This window comes from Paenibacillus sp. VTT E-133280, assembly GCF_002264385.1.
GTDB lineage: Bacteria > Bacillota > Bacilli > Paenibacillales > Paenibacillaceae > Paenibacillus_AQ > Paenibacillus_AQ nitricinens.
Map to the genome: position 1 here is coordinate 1 of NZ_NFUX01000152.1, position 1,822 is coordinate 1,822.

General features: G+C 36.3%; 2 protein-coding genes. Both read left to right on the top strand.

Annotated elements, in window-relative coordinates; translation table 11 throughout:
- Positions 1 to 799: HNH endonuclease signature motif containing protein (locus CA600_RS30510; protein ID WP_256990091.1), on the top strand; the 799-nt coding region annotated here is incomplete at its 5' end.
- Positions 800 to 823: 24 nt separating this feature from the next.
- Positions 824 to 1,297 (top strand): SMI1/KNR4 family protein, encoded by a 474-nt coding sequence (locus CA600_RS30515; protein ID WP_094874823.1) that lies wholly within the window; start codon positions 824 to 826, stop codon positions 1,295 to 1,297.
- Positions 1,298 to 1,822: the final 525 nt, after the last annotated feature.

Genomic DNA, 1,822 nt, shown 5'->3' on the forward strand with positions numbered 1-1,822 from the left:
TCTGTTGTATGGTCCGGTAGAAAAATCTTTGCTTCCTACAGGAGGCGGAGGTCTAAAGCCTCCAAAAGGTTTAGATTCTGTAAAAGGTTTTGAGGTACAAAAACCGTTGCCGGCATTTAGCACAAATGAAGGTTTTCAATTCAAGATAAATAATCTAGATGTAGATACCCCGGCACTTCCACAGACTCCGATGCAAATCAATTTTAAGAATGAAATGGACCGGATATTAAGAGAGAAGCTGGAAGGAAAAAGTGACAGTAATCATTCAATAAAGGACGTGGAAGTGAAGGCGGTTGAGGGGGCGGGTAAAGGTTATCTAAAAAATATAGATGATTTTGTTAATGGGATTAAGAAATTTGAAGATGTTCTTGATGACTACGCTCATTTTTATCAAGAAACTGTTGACTTAAATAAAAAATGGTCGTGGAATGAAGATATAATAGGAGGTGGGAATTTAACCGTAGGTCAGAAAAAACTTATAAAAGAACGAGCAATAGAGAAAAGTTTAATCCCAGAAATAAAAGTAACTAAAGTTAATGGGATGAAATATGGCTTTGCTGATTTTAAAGGCGCTGGCGTAGTTCAAGAAACAGTGTCTTTACCTAAGGAATTTTGGCTATTAAAAGATAAAGAACAGTTTGAATGGTTAGATAAACAAATAGGAGGGCATAGAGAAGGAATGACTTGGCACCATACTGAATTGCCAGGGCAAATGGAGTTAGTCCCATATGGTATTCATAATATAACACCACATAACGGTGGGAGAACAACAGGAATGTGGGCAGATGCACCTAGATAATATACTAAATTGAGGAGGTTTAAAATGAAGGTTGATCCAAACACAATAATACTACCATTACCCACGGAAGATCTGTTTCAAAGAAAAGAAGGATTCTGGAGAATCAAGTTACCAAATGATTTTGTTTCATTTTTAGAAGTGAATAATGGTGGTAGACCAATAAATAGTAGTTTTAAATGTAATAATCATGACTATGCTATAGACAGATTTCTATGCTTATTAAAAACACCCAGAGATAATCAGTTAGGAATGTATGATATTGATGTAACACTAACTCAAATTGAAGATAGGCTTACCGATAATGAGGATTTGATTGGAGTTGATATTTTACCAATAGCAATTCTATTTGCTGGTGATTTTCTATGTTTAGATTTCCGTGAATCTAGAAATAATCCTAAGGTTTGTGTGTGGGATCATGAAAATTCTGGTGAACTTGATCCAGTCAGCTATCATGTTGAAGATAGTTTCGAGGAATTTCTAACAATGTTATCTGAATAGAAAGCATGAAGGGCTATCAAGAAGTGCCGAATAAACCTATGATTTAACCAGTAACACACTTAATCCATGTAATACAGGTATAGAGATTTCGACGTTTCGTTTGTACGCACAGCACAGTAATGCTAGAAATTTATAACCTAAATAATGCTTTTCAGGTACATAAAACAGGTTGCTTATGGTCAGATACTACCATGATTGACCTGTTTTTTGTTATGTTCGCTCTCTTGCGGTTTTTTCAAATTTACTTGCAACTATAGAAACCTTGTAGCGATAGTGAGGGAGAGGAAGGCATAATCGCACCTTTCAAGATGGATAGCACGACAACTATAGTAAAGGTGAAATGCAAAGAATAGGACTTTGTCCGCAACTTAACGGACACTTGTAACGATGATTACGATGCAGGAAAGCAATCTGGTGACGACCAGTCAACATAAACAGGTAAGGTAACTAATTTGTTCTTCGATCCCGTTTTGTGCGATGGATACTTCTTAACGACAAGAGGCTCAAACTACCATAGACAGTCTC

Bases quoted from the DNA above. Each gene is read 5' to 3' on its own strand.
- CA600_RS30515 (WP_094874823.1), top strand. From the start codon at position 824: ATGAAGGTTGATCCAAACACAATAATACTACCATTACCCACGGAAGAT.